Annotated in this window: 17 protein-coding genes; 13 read left to right on the top strand and 4 right to left on the bottom strand. The window is 76.6% G+C overall.

Features of this window, described 5'->3' with window-relative positions; genetic code table 11:
• From AB0L40_RS21460 to AB0L40_RS21450, 3 genes are all read right to left on the bottom strand, one after another.
• Window positions 1-1,078 (bottom strand): AAA family ATPase (locus tag AB0L40_RS21460; RefSeq protein ID WP_364359416.1); only part of this gene is annotated, 1,078 nt, incomplete at its 3' end.
• 632 nt (window positions 1,079-1,710) lie between these two features.
• Window positions 1,711-1,920, bottom strand: coding sequence for a hypothetical protein (locus AB0L40_RS21455; protein ID WP_364359413.1), 210 nt, complete (start codon window positions 1,918-1,920; stop codon window positions 1,711-1,713).
• A gap of 232 nt (window positions 1,921-2,152) precedes the next feature.
• A complete protein-coding gene (locus AB0L40_RS21450; RefSeq protein ID WP_364359410.1) occupies window positions 2,153-2,500 on the bottom strand; it encodes a hypothetical protein in 348 nt (115 codons plus the stop codon).
• A gap of 422 nt (window positions 2,501-2,922) precedes the next feature.
• Here AB0L40_RS21450 and AB0L40_RS21445 point away from each other — a divergent pair, with 422 nt between their 5' ends.
• The 13 genes from AB0L40_RS21445 (at window position 2,923) to AB0L40_RS21385 (ending at window position 13,587) form a co-directional block, all read left to right on the top strand.
• A complete protein-coding gene (locus AB0L40_RS21445) occupies window positions 2,923-3,273 on the top strand; it encodes a flagellar basal body rod protein FlgB (protein ID WP_364359407.1) in 351 nt (116 codons plus the stop codon).
• Window positions 3,273-3,722: a flagellar basal body rod protein FlgC gene (flgC, locus tag AB0L40_RS21440; RefSeq protein ID WP_364359404.1), complete on the top strand. Its 450-nt coding sequence runs from the start codon at window positions 3,273-3,275 to the stop codon at window positions 3,720-3,722. Before AB0L40_RS21445 ends, flgC begins: the two co-directional genes overlap by 1 nt.
• Window positions 3,719-4,045, top strand: coding sequence for a flagellar hook-basal body complex protein FliE (locus AB0L40_RS21435; protein ID WP_364359401.1), 327 nt, complete (start codon window positions 3,719-3,721; stop codon window positions 4,043-4,045). The genes flgC and AB0L40_RS21435 overlap by 4 nt, the downstream gene beginning before the upstream one ends.
• A 10-nt stretch (window positions 4,046-4,055) precedes the next feature.
• A complete protein-coding gene (gene fliF / locus AB0L40_RS21430) occupies window positions 4,056-5,585 on the top strand; it encodes a flagellar basal-body MS-ring/collar protein FliF (RefSeq protein ID WP_364359398.1) in 1,530 nt (509 codons plus the stop codon).
• A 111-nt stretch (window positions 5,586-5,696) separates the two neighbouring features.
• Window positions 5,697-6,818 (top strand): flagellar motor switch protein FliG, encoded by a 1,122-nt coding sequence (gene fliG / locus AB0L40_RS21425; RefSeq protein WP_364359395.1) that lies wholly within the window; start codon window positions 5,697-5,699, stop codon window positions 6,816-6,818.
• Window positions 6,818-7,570 (top strand): FliH/SctL family protein, encoded by a 753-nt coding sequence (locus AB0L40_RS21420; protein ID WP_364359392.1) that lies wholly within the window; start codon window positions 6,818-6,820, stop codon window positions 7,568-7,570. The genes fliG and AB0L40_RS21420 overlap by 1 nt, the downstream gene beginning before the upstream one ends.
• Window positions 7,567-8,961: a FliI/YscN family ATPase gene (locus tag AB0L40_RS21415; RefSeq protein ID WP_364359389.1), complete on the top strand. Its 1,395-nt coding sequence runs from the start codon at window positions 7,567-7,569 to the stop codon at window positions 8,959-8,961. The genes AB0L40_RS21420 and AB0L40_RS21415 overlap by 4 nt, the downstream gene beginning before the upstream one ends.
• A 65-nt stretch (window positions 8,962-9,026) precedes the next feature.
• Window positions 9,027-9,488, top strand: a complete 462-nt coding sequence (locus AB0L40_RS21410) for a flagellar FliJ family protein (protein ID WP_364359386.1) — start codon at window positions 9,027-9,029, stop codon at window positions 9,486-9,488.
• The gene (locus AB0L40_RS21405; protein WP_364359383.1) at window positions 9,485-10,168 is read left to right on the top strand and encodes a lytic transglycosylase domain-containing protein; all 684 of its coding nucleotides are present in this window, start codon (window positions 9,485-9,487) and stop codon (window positions 10,166-10,168) included. Before AB0L40_RS21410 ends, AB0L40_RS21405 begins: the two co-directional genes overlap by 4 nt.
• 497 nt (window positions 10,169-10,665) lie before the next feature.
• On the top strand, window positions 10,666-11,907 hold the full coding sequence (locus tag AB0L40_RS21400) for a flagellar hook-length control protein FliK (RefSeq protein WP_364359380.1): 1,242 nt from the start codon (window positions 10,666-10,668) through the stop codon (window positions 11,905-11,907).
• 7 nt (window positions 11,908-11,914) lie between these two features.
• A complete protein-coding gene (locus AB0L40_RS21395) occupies window positions 11,915-12,451 on the top strand; it encodes a flagellar hook capping FlgD N-terminal domain-containing protein (RefSeq protein WP_364359377.1) in 537 nt (178 codons plus the stop codon).
• A 16-nt stretch (window positions 12,452-12,467) separates the two neighbouring features.
• On the top strand, window positions 12,468-13,325 hold the full coding sequence (locus tag AB0L40_RS21390; RefSeq protein WP_364359374.1) for a flagellar hook-basal body complex protein: 858 nt from the start codon (window positions 12,468-12,470) through the stop codon (window positions 13,323-13,325).
• Window positions 13,326-13,341: 16 nt separating this feature from the next.
• Complete coding sequence (locus AB0L40_RS21385) at window positions 13,342-13,587, top strand: flagellar FlbD family protein (RefSeq protein ID WP_364359372.1); 246 nt, start codon at window positions 13,342-13,344, stop codon at window positions 13,585-13,587.
• Between the two features lie 13 nt (window positions 13,588-13,600).
• Here the strand turns inward: AB0L40_RS21385 and AB0L40_RS21380 are convergent, their stop codons facing one another.
• Entirely contained in the window at window positions 13,601-13,933 is a 333-nt protein-coding gene (locus AB0L40_RS21380; protein ID WP_364359369.1) for a hypothetical protein, read from the bottom strand.
• Window positions 13,934-14,096: the final 163 nt, after the last annotated feature.

Raw genomic sequence — 14,096 nt, 5'->3', positions numbered from 1 at the left:
CGGTGGCTCTGCGGAAAGAGGTCCAGCGTGCGGACGGGGAGCCGGTCGCAGCCGGCGTCGCGCTCCTTGCGGCTGGCCTTGGGGCAGTAGAAGAGTCGCCGCGCAGCGCCGCGTGGATCTCGCGCTCCGGCAGGCCGACCGCCGTCGCCAGCACCGCGTGGTCGACCGCGCGGCCGATGGCGACGACGCGCGCGACCTCCTGGGCGGCGGGGGAGAGGCGCTCGATCCGCAGGCGCAGCGCCCCGGAGACCGTCGGCGGCAGGCCGCCGCGGCCGTCGAGGCCGGCGGCGAGCAGCTCCTCGGTGAACAGCGGGTTGCCCTCGCCACGGGTCCACAGCCGGTCGACCAGGCCGACGTCCGCCGGCGCCCCGAGGACGTCGGCCAGCAGGTCCCCGAGCTCGTCGCGGGTCAGGCGGGGCAGGTCGATCCGACGGGACCCGGCGCGGCCCTCGAGCTCGGCGAGCAGCGGGCGCAGCGGGTGGCGGCGGTGCAGCTCGTCCGGCCGGTACGTGGCGACGACGAGCAGTCGCTCGTCGACGACGCCGCGGGCGAGGAACGACAGGAACGCGCGCGTCGACGCGTCGGCCCAGTGGGCGTCCTCGACCACGAGGACGAGCCCGTCGTCCCGCGCGAGCGCGTCGAGCAGGGCGAGCAGCGCTTCGAAGAGGACGGCGCGGTCGCCGTCGCCGGAGGGCCCGCCGGCGCCGGGCGGGCCGTCGGGGGAGAGCACGTCCAGGCCGGGGACGAGCGCGGCGAGCGGCCGGCGGACGTCCGCCGGCAGCGTGGCGAGGACCGGGTGGCCGCGGCGCGCGAGCGGCCGCAGCGCCCCGGCGATGGGGGCGTAGGGCAGCTCTCCCTCGCCGAGCGCGACGCACTCGCCGCGCAGGACGGGGACGCCCGCCGCGGCCACGGTGGCCGCGAACGCCCCGACGAGGCGGGTCTTGCCGACGCCGCTCTCGCCCGCCACGAAGGCGAGCGAGGGGCGGCCGGCGCGCGCGTCAGCGAGCGCCGCCTCGAGCGTCGCGAGCTCCGCGGTGCGCCCGATCAGCCGGGCGCTGGAGACGCGCGTGGAGGACACCCCGCCAGTATCGCGCGCCGCCGGGACGGTGCCGCGGCGCCGCGGCGACGGGCTCCTCGACGAGCCGGAGGGCCGGGCGGGCGAGGACGGCGTCGCCGGCGGGGCGGCGGGCGACGGCGCGCCGCTCGCGGGAGCGGGCATCGCGTTCGGCCTGGAGGGCGGGGACGAGGTGGTGGTGGAGGAGTCCGGGTTGCACGGGATGGTCCCTTCGGTCGGAGCGGCTTGGTGCTCGGAGGGCACGACTCGATCCTGGACCCTCGGGACGTCCTGCACATCGGGCGATCGGTGCCCCCTGGGGGGTTCGACCCCTTACCTGGCGGGGCGGGGCGCGAATGGACCCCTTATGCGGGGTCCGGGGCCGGCCGGTGCCGGGGTCGAGGGTGACGGGGCGGGGCGGGGCGCGTCGCGTAGGACGGCGGCGGGTACGGGCGCGTCGGGTTGCGTGCCCTTGAGGTACCGAAGTCGATGGGCGGTCGGGGGCGGGCGGCCGGTTTGCGGGGCGCGTCGCGTTGCGTACCTCCGCGGTACCGAAGTCGATGGGGCGGTCGACGGCGGGTGGACCGCCCGCCTGGCGCATCGAGTTGCGTCCCTCTCAGGTCCGAAGTCGACGACGGCGTCGGGCGGGCGTGCCCTCAGGCCTCGATCACGTCGTTCTCGCCGAGCCAGACGAGCTCGCCGACGGGATGCTCCTCCTCGAGGAAGACCACGCGGTAGAGCGGGCGCTCGCCCGTGGTGTCGATCTCGCGGACGATCGCGGTGCTGCCGCCCGGGATGGTGCCGCCCTCGGGGGAGGGGATCGTGGGGAGCAGCTCGACGTGCTGCCCGATCGCGTACCGCGGCATCGGGGCAGTATGCGGTCCGCGACGGATGCCGGTGGCTTGCGCCGGTCGGGCCGGGCGGTTCCACGTCGCCGGCGGGCCGGCCACCGATCCCTGCGTCGACGGGGCCCGGTCGCCGCGGCGAGCGGGCCCGACCCGGGGGCCGGCGGCCGTCCGGGCACGGCCGGTGTCGGCGCCGGAGCCCGGCTGGCGGAGAGCAGCCTCCCGGGTCAGGCACGAGAGAGCAGGCTCCGGCTCAGGCCGCGAGGTCCAGCGCGTCCCGCTCCTCGAGCGCGCGGGTCGCCGCCCAGGCGCTGCGGTCGCGGCGGCCGCGCTCGCGGTAGGCGTCGGCCAGGTCGTCGTAGGCGGCGGCGAGCGACCAGCGGACGTCGGCCTCGGCGCAGCGGTGGCACGGCAGGGCGCGCAGGCTGCGGACGCGGCGCTCGTCGACGGCCACGTGGGCCTCGACCCGGCGGACGTCGAGGGCCGAGTCGGTGGTCTGGACCGCGGAGATGAGTTCCTCGACGTCGTGGGCGAGGCGCTCCTCCGCGGTCTCCACCCGGGTGGTCGGGAGGACCTGATGGAGATGTGCGGTGGGCTGCATGGTGGTGTCCTCGGCGGGGGCGGCAGGGACCTGCGGGTCCCGGCCTGTGGGTCAACGAACGATGGGTCCATCCTGCTCCCGAACGTCCGCCGCGACCGTGACGGGTGACGCGCCCGCGGGGGCCCATCCGGCACTCCGCGGGCGCTACCGCCGCGGGACCGCTGCGCCACGGGCCGTCCGCGCCGCGTCGCGTCACCGCGGTCGCCGAGCCGGTGCCGTCGGAACACGGCGCTGCTGTCGCCGATCACCGCTTACCGGCCGGCGCGCCCGCTCGCCCGGATCCGGGGCATTTCGCAACCGCCGGAATCCGTTTCGCAACCACTCTCAAGTCGCCCGGGACCCGGCCGATGACGGGGGTGTCCCACGGACGGGACTCCCTGCCGACGGTCCATGGACGGACCGAGAACCGACGGACCCTGCCCGTGAGCCTGATCGACCCCACCCAGAGCGCGCTCCAGCGCGCGATCGAGGGCGCCTCCATGCGCCAGCAGCTGCTGGCCGGCAACCTCGCCAACGTCAACACTCCCGGCTACGGGCGACGCGACGTGGACTTCCACGGGGCGTTGCAGGAGGCGATGGCCGCCGGTGATCCCGCGTCCGCCGTCTTCTCGCCGACCACCGAGACCGGTGCGGTCGCCGCGGACGGCAACGGGATCGACCTGGACCGCGAGTCGGCCGAGCTGGCGAAGAACGCGCTCGACCAGCAGGCGCTCGTCACGGTCGCCCGCGCACGCATCGACACGATGGTCACCGCGATCACGGGGCAGGGCTGATGACCGGCATCTTCGGCGCGATGGACGTCTCGGCGTCGGCGCTCACCGCCAGCCGCGCGCAGATGGACGTGACGGCGGAGAACCTCGCCAACGCGCAGACCACCCGCACCGCCGAGGGCGGCCCGTACCGCCGCAAGTCGGTGGTGCTGGAGAGCGCCCCGGTCGGCGCGCGCTTCGGCGACGCCCTCAGCGGCGCGATGCAGCGCGGCGGCACGGCGTCCGAGGGCGTCCAGGTCGCCGGGATCGTCGAGCACGACGCCCCGCCGCGGATGGTCTACGACCCCGGCCACCCCGACGCGAACGCCGACGGCTACGTCGCGATGCCGGCCGTCGACTCCGTCACCGAGATGGTCGACCTGATCGCGGCGTCCCGCGCCTACGAGGCGAACGTCACCGCGATGCAGACCGCCAAGCAGATGTTCACCCGCAGCCTGGACCTCCTCCGATGATCGCTCCCATCGACCCGAGCATCGTGCTCGGCCCGCAGGCCTCGATCGCGGGCGTCGGGCCGCTCCCGCAACCCGACGGCGCCGCCGTCACCGGGGCCGACGGCGGCGGCTTCGGCGCCACGCTCTCCAACGCCGTCAAGAGCCTGGAGACGACGCAGGCCGAGGCCGCCAAGGGCGCCCAGGAGCTCGCCGCCGGGACCGCCACGAGCCCCGAGGCCGTCGTGATGGGCGTCGAGCGGGCGAAGCTCGCGATGCAGCTCGCCTCGTCGCTGCGCACCAAGGGCGTCGAGGCCATGAACGACATCCTCCACACGCAGGTCTAGGGACGCCCCGATGCCGCTCCCGAAGGTCCTCCAGACGTTGTCGACGAAGGGGAAGATCGCCGTCGGCGGCGCGCTCCTCGCCGTCCTGGTCGTCGGCTACCTGATGTTCTCGCTGGCCTCGACGCCGGGCTACACGACGATCGTCTCGGGCCTGGACCCCGCCGACACCGGCAAGATGACCGCGGCCCTGGACGAGAAGGGCGTCTCGTACGAGCTGCAAAACAACGGCACCGCGCTGGCGGTCGTCAAGAAGGACGTCGGTCCCGCCCGGATCGCGCTGGCCGAGAGCGGCGGCGTCGCGGGCGGGGTCCAGCCGGGCTTCGAGCTCTTCGACAAGCAGAAGATGGGCTCGTCGCAGATGCAGCAGCAGGTGACCTACCAGCGCGCGGTCGAGGGCGAGCTGGCCCGCACCATCGGCCAGATCCAGGGGGTCTCCGGCGCGAGCGTCCAGCTCGTCCTGCCCGACGAGAACGACGCGCTGCTCAACGAGGACGCTCCCGAGGCCACCGCCGCCGTCCTGCTGACGGGGAGCACCGACCCGGACCCCGCCGCCGTCCAGGGCATCGCCCGCCTGGTGGCCTCCAGCGTCAAGGCGCTGAAGCCGCAGAAGGTGACGATCACCGACGGCTCCGGCCGGCTGCTGTGGCCCGCCGGCGACGGCGGCGCGGCCGGCGGCGCGCAGCTCGCCAAGCAGACCGCGGCGCTGAAGTACCAGCGCACGATGGAGGCGAGCCTCACGTCGGTCCTCGCCCAGACCGTCGGCGCGGACAAGGCCCGCGTCCGCGTCAACGCCGACATCGACGCCGACCAGGCGCAGCAGGAGCAGCTGAAGTACGGCAAGCGCTCGGTCGCGCTCAAGGAGACGACGGAGAAGGAGCAGATGGACGGCGGGTCCGGCGCGACCGGCGGCACCGCCGGCGCCGCGGGCAACGTCCCCGGCTACGCGTCGGCGGGCACGAGCACCGGCGGCAAGTCGAAGTACGAGAAGGACTCCGGCGACCGCGAGTTCGGCGTCGACAAGACCGTCACCCGCCGCACGATCGCCGCCGGCGGCGTCACCAAGCAGAGCGTCGCGGTGATGGTCTCCGACGCCGTGCCGGCCGCGCAGATCCCGGCGATCAAGAGCGCGATCTCCGCCGCGGCCGGCATCGACACCACGCGCGGCGACCAGCTGTCGGTGTCCCGGATGGCCTTCGCCAAGCCGCCCGCCGTCGCCGCCGGCCCCGCGATCCCGCCCGGGCTGCTCGGCAACCTCAAGTGGGGCGCGCTCGGGCTCGGCCTGATCGCCTTCTTCGTCCTGATCGGCCGGCACCTGCGCCGCCGGGAGCAGGAGGCGCTGGCGTCCCCGGTCTGGCTGACCGAGATCGAGGCGCCGCGGTCCCTGCGCGACCTCGAGGCCGAGCGCGCCGCCGCGCAGGCCCGCCTCGCCGCGCAGCCCGCGCTCGAGCGCCCCGGGTCGCGCACCCGGATGGAGGACCTCGCCGACCAGGACCCGGGCGCCGTCGCGACCCAGGTCCGCCACTGGATGACGGAGGACTAGGGATGCGCGACCTGAGGACCCCGGGTCCCGCCGCCCCGACGATGCCCCGGCAACCCGCCGCCCCGACGATGCCCCGGAAACCCGCCGCCGTGACCGGGACGGGCGCCTGAGATGGCCGTCGCGACCACCACCGCGGAGTTCGACGACGGCTTCGAGACCGTCGACGCGCAGGCCGTCGCCGTCCCGCCGACCGGCGGCATCGGGTCGCCGCCCGGCGCCGGCGGCGCCCGCAAGGCGCTGAAGATCGCCGGCCGCCGCAAGGCCGCGATCCTGCTCGTGTCGCTCGGCGCCGAGCGCGCGGCCGAGGTCTTCCGCCACCTGCGCGACGAGGAGATCGAGTCGCTGTCGCTCGAGATGGCGAAGCTCGGGCAGGTGCCCGCCGAGCACGTCGAGGGCGTGTTCGAGGAGGCCGACGCGATGACCGTGGCGCTGCGCTCGTTCGCCGAGGGCGGCGTCGAGTTCGCCCGCGAGGTGCTCGAGCGCTCGCTCGGGTCCGACCGCGCGGAGGAGATCATCGGCCGGCTCGCGTCGGTGATCGAGAAGCGGCCGTTCGAGTTCCTGCGGCGCACGCCGCCGGAGCAGGTCGTCGCGTTCCTGCGCGCCGAGTCGCCGCAGACCCGCGCGCTCGTGATCGCCAACCTGCACGCGCGGCTCGCCGCGCAGGTGCTGTCGGTGCTGGAGCCCGAGGAGCAGGCCGACATCGCCCTGCGCGTCGCCCGGATGACGGAGACGAGCCCCGAGGTCGTCAAGCGGATCGAGGCCGTCGTGCGCGGCAAGCTCGCCAACGTCGTCGCCGCCGACCCGTCGGCCGCCGGCGGCGTGCAGGCGCTCGCGGACATCCTCAACCAGACCGACCGGCCGACGGAGCGCAACGTGCTCGACGCGCTGTCGGAGACCGACGCCGGCGTCGCCGAGGAGGTCCGCCGGCTGCTCTTCGTCTTCGAGGACGTCGCGGGCCTCGACGACCGCTCGATCCAGATGGTCCTGCGGGACGTCGACCAGCGCGACCTCGCGCTCGCCCTGCGCGGCGTCGACGACGAGGTGCAGGAGCGGATGCTGGCCAACCTCTCGCAGCGCGGCGCGCAGAACATCCGCGAGGAGATGGAGTTCATGCCGCCGCAGCTCAAGCGCGTGGTGGAGGAGGCGCAGGGCCGCATCGTCGCGGCGGTCCGCCGGCTCGAGGAGTCCGGCGCGCTCGTCATCGGCCGCGGCGACGGAACGGACGTGGTCTGATGGACGCGTTCCTGCCCGCGACGGCGGTGCTGCCGGAGGCGCCGGACACGCTCGCGACGGCCGGGGACACCACGTTCATCGGCGCGGCCTCGGCCGTGAGCGTCGTCGACGGCGCTGCGACGACGTCGGTACCCGCCGAATTCGCGTTCGAGCCGCTCGAGGTCCCGCCCGCGGGTGCGGACGCCCGTCCGGGCCGCCCCGTCCGGCGCTCGCCCGCGGACGAGCTGGCCGACGCGCGCGCCGAGGCGGAGCGGATCCGCGAGGAGGCCCGCCGCGACGGCTTCGAGGCCGGGCACGCCGCCGGGATGGAGCAGGCGCGGACCGAGCTGGAGCCCGCCGCCCGTGCCCTGGCCGAGGCGCTGCAGGAGGCGATGACACAGGGCGACCAGCTCGCGGTCGCGCTGGAGCGCGAGGCCGTGGAGCTCGCGATGGCGGTCGCCGAGAAGGTCGTCGCCGGCGCGGTCCGCGACCGGCCCGAGCGCGTCCTGGACGTCATCACCGGCGCGCTGCGCGGGCTCGTCGCACGCCGTCGGATCACCGTGCTCGTCAACCCGGACGACGTCGAGCTCGTCCGCGAGCGGATCGGCGCGATCACCGCGGGCCTCGGCGGCGTCGAGCACTGCGAGGTCCAGGCCGAGCGCCGGGTCGCCCGCGGCGGGGCGCTGCTCCGGACCCCCGACGGGGAGCTCGACGTGCGCCTGGACGCGAAGCTCCGGCGCGCCGCCGAGGTCCTGCGCGAGGTGCCCGCGTGATGTGGTCGCCCGCGCCCGACGGGCTCGGGGACCCACCGGGCGCGGGGCCCGCGTCCGACCGGCTCGGCGGCCGCCTGGCCGCGCTGCGCGGCGCCGACCTCGGCGCGCGCCACGGGCTCGTCGTCGACGTCATCGGGCTGGTCGTCGAGGCGACCGGGCTGAAGGCCGAGGTGGGGGAGGTCTGCCACATCCACACCGGCCGCAGCCGCGAGCCGCTGCAGGCCGAGGTCGTGGGCTTCCGCTCCGGCCGCACGCTGCTGATGCCGCTCGGCGAGCTGGCCGGCGTCGCCCCGGGCACCACCGTCTCGGGCACCGGCCAGCCGTTCCGGGTGGCGACCGGACCGTCGCTGCTCGGCCGCGTCGTCGACGGGCTCGGCGCGCCGCTGGACGGGATGGCGCCGCCGACCGGCACGCCGCGCTCCACCCTGGCCCCGCCGCCGGACCCGCTGTCCCGCCCGCGCATCACGGAGCGCCTCGGCCTCGGCGTCCGCGCGATGGATGCCCTCGTGCCCTGCGGGGTCGGCCAGCGGATCGGGATCTTCGCGGGCTCCGGCGTCGGCAAGTCGTCGCTGCTCGGGATGATCGCCCGGAGCTCGAGCGCCGACATCAACGTCATCGCGCTCGTCGGCGAGCGCGGCCGCGAGGTCCGGGAGTTCGTCGAGCGCGACCTCGGCGACGCGCTCGAGCGGTCCGTCGTCGTCTGCGCCACCTCCGACCAGCCGGCGCTCGTCCGGATCCGCGCGGCCTATACGGCGACCGCGATCGCCGAGCACTTCCGCGACCAGGGCCGGCGGGTCGTCCTGATGATGGACTCCGTCACGCGCTTCGCGATGGCCCAGCGCGAGGTCGGCCTGGCCATCGGCGAGCCGCCCGCCACCCGCGGCTACACGCCGAGCGTCTTCGCGGCGCTGCCGAAGCTGCTCGAGCGCTCCGGCACGGCGCCGTCGGGCTCGATCACCGGGCTCTACACCGTGCTCGTCGACGGCGACGACATGAACGAGCCGATCGCCGACGCCGTGCGCTCGATCCTCGACGGCCACGTCGTCCTCTCGCGGGAGCTCGCGCACCGGGGCCACTACCCGGCGATCGACGTCCTGCAGAGCGTGTCGCGCCTGGTCGGCGAGGTCACGTCGCCCGAGGACCGCGCCGCCGCCGGTTTGGTCCGCGGCCTGATGGCGGACTACAAGGACCGCGAGGACCTGATCGCCATCGGCGCGTACCAGGCGGGCACGGACCCTCGGACCGACGCCGCGATCGCGATGCGCGACGGCATCGAGGCGTTCCTGCGCCAGGCGCCGGACGAGCGCTCGACGGCGGCGGACGCCGACGCCGCGCTGCACGGGCTGGCGGCGCGGGCGTCCGCGGATCGGGCCGAGCCGGTGGCCGTCTGATGCTCCGCGTCGTACACGCGTCCTCGGCGGCTCCACCGGAGGCCGCGCCGGCCGATCACGGGTGCGTGTCCTCCGCGTTCCGCTTCCGCCTCGAGCCCGTCCGGGCGCTCTCCGAGCGTCGCGAGACCGAGGCCCAGAGCGCTCTCGCCGTCGCGCTGCGGCAGGAGACGTCCGCGCGGGACGAGCTGGCCGTCGCCGAGGAGCGGACCCGGGCCGCGGTGCGCGGCCTCGGGGCCTGCCTCGGCGGCGGGGCCTCCGGCGTCGTGACCGGTGCGCAGCTGCGGGCACAGGAGGCCTGGATCGGCCGCGCGGCGCTGGACCGCGAGGCGCTGATGCTCGACGTCGACCGCCGCGTCACCGAGTCCGACGCCCGCCGCGTGTTGCTCGCCGACGCCGCGCGCGACCACGAGGTCCTCGAGCGGCTGCGCGAGCGGCGCGCCGACGAGCACCGCGCCGAGGCGGTGCGTCACGAGCAGTCGGCGCTCGACGAGATCGCCCTCGGCCTGCACCGCCGGAGGAGCGCGTGAGCATCACGGAGGTCGCGGGTCGCATGGCCGAGCTGCAGACGCTCGTGGCGCAGGCGACCGGGCGGATCCCGATCGCGGCCGCGTCGTCGCCCGCGGTCGCCTCGACCGGCGGCGCGGCCTGGTCGGCGACGGGCGAGGCGTCCGTGCCGGCGTCGTTCGCCGCGCTGCTCTCCGGGACGTCGGGCGCCGGCGGGACCGCCGGCCCGACGGGGTCCGCCGGCACAACCAAAAACACCGGCGCACCGGGCACGACCGGCGCGGGCGCGGCGGCGCCCGCGGGCGTGCCGACCGGCGGCGGGGACGGCGGCGTCTACGCGCCGATGATCCGCGCCGCGGCCGAGCGCCACGGGATCGATCCGCAGGTCTTCACGAACCTCGTCCGGCAGGAGTCGGGCTTCGATCCCAACGCCGGGAGCTCCGCCGGCGCCCGTGGGCTCTGCCAGCTGATGCCGGGGACCGCCGCGACGCTCGGCGTCACCGACCCGACCGATCCGGCGCAGTCGCTGGAGGGCGGCGCGACCTACCTGCGCCAGCAGCTGGACCGCTTCGGCGGCGACTACCGGAAGGCGCTCGCCGCCTACAACGCGGGCCCGGGCGCGGTCGAGCGCTTCGGCGGCGTCCCGCCCTACAGGGAGACGCAGCACTACGTCGCGACCATCCTCGGCGGGGCGTCCGCGTGAGCACGCCGACGCGGCTGACGCCGAGCGCGGCCGTGCGGGCGCCGACGCCCGTGGTGCCCGCCGCACGCGGTGCGCAGGACCCCGGCGGCGGCGGGTTCGCCGCGCTGCTGGGCGACGCGCTCGGCGCGGGACGGGACGGCGGTAGGGACATCGATCGGGGCGCGAGCCGCGATGTGGGCCGCGACGTGGACCGGAGCGCGGGCCACGACCTGGGCCGGGGCGTGGGCCACGACGCGGGCCGGAGCCCCGGCCCGTTCGCACCGCGCCCGGGTGCCGATGGTGCCGCGGAACGCGCGGCGCGGGACTGCGCGGCCCTCGCGCGTGCGGGGCGCGAGCGGTCCCCCGGGCCCGCCGGAGACGCCCGGGACGCCACGGCGGCCGGGTCCGCCGGGTCCGATCCGGCCACCGGACCCGATCGGGCCGCCGGCTCCTCGACGCCCACCGGCGCCGCAGCCTCGGGCGACGGCACGGCCGGCGACACGGGCACCGCGCCCGTCGTGCCGGATCCGACCGCGATCCCCGGACCGGGCGCCGCGCCCCCCGTGACGGGCTCGGTCGTGCTCGCGGGTCCCGACGTCTCCAGCGTCGCGACCGCGAGCCCGGCGCAGGCCTCCCCGGCGGGCGGGGCCGTGCCCGCCGGCGAAGCTCCGCCGTCTTCAGCGATCCCGGCCTCGGCCGTCGCGTCGCCGGCGGCGCCGGGCCCGGCCGGCGCGGTCCCGGCACCGGCCGCCGCTGCGGCCACCACCGTCGGTGGCGGCGCCCCGTCCGCGCCCTCCGAGCCCCTCGCGGCCGCGGCACCCGCCGGTGGCCCGGAGGCGACCGCCGGAACGGCGAACGGCACGGCACAGGCCGCCGCCGGCCACACCGCCGCCCAGGCCTCGGCGTCCGGCACCGCCGGCCTGCCCCTCCCCGGCGAGGGCCTCTCCCGCCCGCCCGCCGCGGGCGACGGGACCAGCGGCGGCGCGGCCGGGCCCGCGGACCAGCACGGCGCCGGCGGCTCCGCGGCGGACTCCTCGGCCGACGACCGCTCCCCGGCGTCCGGCCCTGCGCCGGCCCCCGGGACCGCGACCGCGACGACCACGGGTCCGGCGGCCACGGCCGCGTCCCCGGGGCGGATCCCCGATGGCACCCCGCCGGCCGCGGCCCCCGCCGCACGGGAGACCGTGGCCCTCCCGGCGGCGGCCGCCCCGACGTCCACCGCCGCCGCCCCGCTCGCCGCCCCGTCGCCCGCTCCCGCCCCGGCCCCGTCGTCCCGCTCCGACCTCGCCGGCGCCGCCGCCCGCGCCACCCCGACCGTCGCCGTCGCGCTGGACCTGCTCGTCCGCCGCGGCGCCACGTCCGCCCGGCTGACCCTGCGGCCCGAGGCGCTCGGTGGCGTCGACGTCCACCTGCGCCACACGGCCCGCGGCCTCGACGTCCGGCTGATCGCCGAGGGCGCCGAGGCCGGCCGCGCGCTCCAGGCGTCCGCCGACCAGCTGCGCCGGCAGCTCGAGAGCCAGGGCGCGACCGTCCTGCGGCTCGAGGTCGTCGACCACTCCGCCGCCACCGCCGACGGCGCGCCGCGGGACGACCGCGGGGACCGGTCGGCCGGAGCCGGGACCGGCACCGGCCCGGATGGCGACGGGCGGCCCGGCGGCGCCCCCGGCCGCGGGACCCGCGCGACCCTCGACCTGCCCCTGAACGACCAACGCACCACGCTGGCGCTGCCCGACGGCACGCTGGTCGACGTGCTCGCCTGAGGACCCGATGCCCACGATCCCGACCACGTCCCCCCTGACCGGCGGCGGCGTGTCCAGCACTCAGAAGGCGACGTCGAGCACGCTCGGCAAGGACGACTTCCTGAAGCTCATGACGACGCAGCTGCGGCGCCAGGACCCGATGAACCCGGTCGACGACACCGCGTTCCTCGCGCAGATGGCGCAGTTCACGTCGCTCGAGCAGCTGACGAACCTCGGCACCGTCGCGGGCCAGCAGCTGAACGCCCAGGCGGTCTCCCAGTCGCTCGCGCTCGCGGGCCGGACGGTCGACTACGTCGGCGCCGACGGCACGACCCGCACGGGCGTCGTCGACAGCGTCGCGTTCGACGGCGGCGTGCCCCAGCTGACGATCGGCGGCGTGCGCGGCATCTCGCCCGGCGCCGTCGCGGCCGTGCACGGCGCCGCGGGATCGCCCTCCGGCGCCCCCGCGGCCGCCGCGGGCGACGCGACCTCCACCACCTCGACCTCCACCACCTCACCCTCCGTCGCCGCCGGCGACGGGTCCGACACCACCACCACGGAGTGACCCCATGATCCGCGGCATGTACAGCGCCATCAGCGGTCTGAAGGCGCACCAGACCCTCCTCGACGTCACCGCCAACAACCTGGCGAACGTCAACACCGTCGGCTACAAGGCGTCGCGCGCGACGTTCTCGGACTCGCTGTCGCAGCAGGTGCGCGGCGCGTCCGGCGGAACGGCCGACACCGCCGGCACCAACGGCCTGCAGGTCGGCCTCGGCGTCAAGGTCGCGTCCGTCGACAACCTCGTCGGCGCCAGCTCGACGCAGATGACCGGCAACGCGCTCGACGTCGCGCTCCAGGGCGAGGGCTGGTTCACGGTCGCCCGCGGCAACCCGACCGGCCCCGCGCCGGCGGCCGCGACGTGGTCGTACACCCGCGCCGGCGCGTTCAGCACGACCGCCGCCGGTCAGCTGACGACGCAGGAGGGCCTCTACGTCCTGGGCTTCCCGCCCGCGGCGGCCGGCGGACCGGACACCACCGGTGCGCCGAGCTACCTGACGCTCCCGAACGGCGCGTCGGACATCACGGTCGGCGGCGACGGCGCGGTCTCCTACGTCGACCACTCCGGCGGCGCGAACGACGGCACCCGGCAGACGGCCGGCTACCTCGCGGTCAGCCGCTTCGCCAACCAGGCCGGCATGCAGCGCTCGGGCGGCTCGGCGTGGACGGCGACGTCGAACTCCGGCACGCCGATCACCGGCACCCCGGGCGCCGACGGCAACGGGACCGTGATGGCCGGCGCTCTGGAGATGAGCAACGTCGACCTCGCGTCGGAGTTCACGACGATGATCTCCGCCCAGCGCGGCTTCCAGGCCAACTCGCGCGTCATCAGCACGGCGGACGAGATGCTCCAGGACGTCGTCAACATGAAGCGCTGATCCCGGCGGCGACCAGATGATCGAGCTGCACCGGCTCGGGCGCGAGCCCGAGCCGTTCCTCCTCAACCCCGACCTGATCCAGACCGTCGAGGCGCGCCCCGACACGACGGTCACGCTGACCTCCGGCGAGCGCCTGCCGGTCGTCGAGCGGCCCGAGGACGTGCGCCGGCGGATCGCCGCGTGGCGGACGGGCCTGCTCGTCGACGCCGCGCGCACGATCGGCCTGGACCCCGACGTCCTGCCGTTCGCCCGGCGGACCTGAGGCGCCGGCGGGCTCAGACCCCGGCGGTCGGGAGCGCGCGCAGCTCGAGGTCGTGCGCGACGACGAGCGCCGTCGTCGCGACCCACGTCGACGGCGGCGGCAGCAGGCCCTCGGGGACGTCGAGCACGTCCGTGAGCGCCGCGATCCACGCCGCGCCCTGCGCGACGGGGACGGCGTGGAGCATCACGAGGTCGAGGTCGTCCGTGACGACCTCGACCTGGACGGCCGCTCCGCCCTCGAAGTACTCGGGGGAGTAGACGCCGCCGGCGCGCAGCCGGAGCCCGTGCCGGACGCCCACGGCGTCGAACGCCTCCTGGGCTCCTCTGATCTCCGGCCAGAACTTCATCCCCGCCAGTGTCGGCGACGCGGGGCCGTGGCGCAAATCCGGCCGTCGTCGGCCGGGTGGCGTCAGGCCCGGTCCGAGCCGTCCTCGCGCTCTGTGCGAATCCTCCGCGCGGCGGTCGGCCGTTGCACGATCGACGGCCCGTCGTCCGGCGGGTCGAGGCCGC

It is taken from the genome of Patulibacter sp. NPDC049589 (assembly GCF_040675535.1).
Taxonomy (GTDB): domain Bacteria; phylum Actinomycetota; class Thermoleophilia; order Solirubrobacterales; family Solirubrobacteraceae; genus Patulibacter.
This window is presented reverse-complemented; position numbering and strand designations above follow the sequence as displayed.

Excerpts from the sequence above, each read along its gene's own strand:
- AB0L40_RS21455 (WP_364359413.1), bottom strand. The coding sequence starts at position 1,920 with ATGCCGCGGTACGCGATCGGGCAGCACGTCGAGCTGCTCCCCACGATC.
- AB0L40_RS21450 (WP_364359410.1), bottom strand. The coding sequence starts at position 2,500 with ATGCAGCCCACCGCACATCTCCATCAGGTCCTCCCGACCACCCGGGTG.
- flgC (WP_364359404.1), top strand. The coding sequence starts at position 3,273 with ATGACCGGCATCTTCGGCGCGATGGACGTCTCGGCGTCGGCGCTCACC.
- AB0L40_RS21435 (WP_364359401.1), top strand. The coding sequence starts at position 3,719 with ATGATCGCTCCCATCGACCCGAGCATCGTGCTCGGCCCGCAGGCCTCG.
- fliF (WP_364359398.1), top strand. The coding sequence starts at position 4,056 with ATGCCGCTCCCGAAGGTCCTCCAGACGTTGTCGACGAAGGGGAAGATC.
- fliG (WP_364359395.1), top strand. The coding sequence starts at position 5,697 with ATGGCCGTCGCGACCACCACCGCGGAGTTCGACGACGGCTTCGAGACC.
- AB0L40_RS21420 (WP_364359392.1), top strand. The coding sequence starts at position 6,818 with ATGGACGCGTTCCTGCCCGCGACGGCGGTGCTGCCGGAGGCGCCGGAC.
- AB0L40_RS21395 (WP_364359377.1), top strand. The coding sequence starts at position 11,915 with ATGCCCACGATCCCGACCACGTCCCCCCTGACCGGCGGCGGCGTGTCC.
- AB0L40_RS21390 (WP_364359374.1), top strand. The coding sequence starts at position 12,468 with ATGTACAGCGCCATCAGCGGTCTGAAGGCGCACCAGACCCTCCTCGAC.
- AB0L40_RS21385 (WP_364359372.1), top strand. The coding sequence starts at position 13,342 with ATGATCGAGCTGCACCGGCTCGGGCGCGAGCCCGAGCCGTTCCTCCTC.
- AB0L40_RS21380 (WP_364359369.1), bottom strand. The coding sequence starts at position 13,933 with ATGAAGTTCTGGCCGGAGATCAGAGGAGCCCAGGAGGCGTTCGACGCC.